Here is an 868-nt window from a genome sequence, read left to right as displayed (position 1 = left end):
GCTGAAGCGTGAGCCGATCCCGGTCAGCGAGATCGTCGTCGGCCTGCAATGCGGCGGCTCCGACGGCATGTCGGGCATCACGGCCAATCCGGCGCTGGGCGCGGCTGTCGATATCCTGGCTGGCGTCGGCGGCATCGGCATCCTCTCCGAGACCACGGAGATCTACGGCGCCGAACATCTGCTTGCCTATCGCGCGGCAACGCCTGAGATTGCGCAGAAGCTCGACGGTTTCGTGAAATGGTGGGAGGACCACGTCGCCAAGCATGGCGCCTCGATCGACAACAACCCCTCGCCCGGCAACAAGCGCGGCGGTCTCACCACCATCCTGGAGAAGTCGCTCGGCGCGGTCGCCAAGGGCGGTCAGACGCCCCTCAACGGCGTCTTCGGCTACGCCGAAAAAGTCACTGGCAGCGGCCTCGTGTTCATGGACACGCCCGGCTACGACCCGGTTTCGGCGACCGGCCAGGTGGCGGGCGGCGCCAACGTCATCGTCTTCACCACCGGCCGCGGCTCATGCTTCGGCTGCCGCCCGACGCCGTCGATCAAGGTCGCCACCAACTCCACCATGTACCACCAGATGGAAGAGGACATGGACGTCAATTGCGGCGTCATCGCCTCGGGTGAAAAGACCATCGCCGGCATGGGTCGCGAGATCTTCGAACTGATCGTCGAGACGGCTTCCGGCCGCAAGACCAAGAGCGAGGACTTCGGCTACGGCGACAACGAGTTCGTGCCCTGGCATCTGGGCGCAACACTTTAGATTTTACTGATGTAAAGTAGACTGCGCGCCGGTCAGCGGCGGGCAACGGGGAGGTTGTGCATGGAAAGACGCCGCATCGGCCAGACAGCGCTGGAAGTCACCGAGGTC

At 64.5% G+C, this 868-nt stretch carries 1 protein-coding gene; it reads left to right on the top strand.

The genetic code is table 11. From position 1 onward, the window contains the following. The coding region (locus tag EN906_RS35690) for a UxaA family hydrolase (protein WP_164758375.1) at positions 1-760 on the top strand (760 nt) is incomplete at its 5' end. Positions 761-868: the final 108 nt, after the last annotated feature.

Origin of the sequence: Mesorhizobium sp. M7A.F.Ca.CA.004.06.1.1, from assembly GCF_003999135.1 — a bacterium.
Lineage (GTDB): Bacteria > Pseudomonadota > Alphaproteobacteria > Rhizobiales > Rhizobiaceae > Mesorhizobium.
The sequence above is the reverse complement of the archived record's forward strand: the minus strand, read 5'-3'. Positions and strand labels throughout refer to the sequence as shown.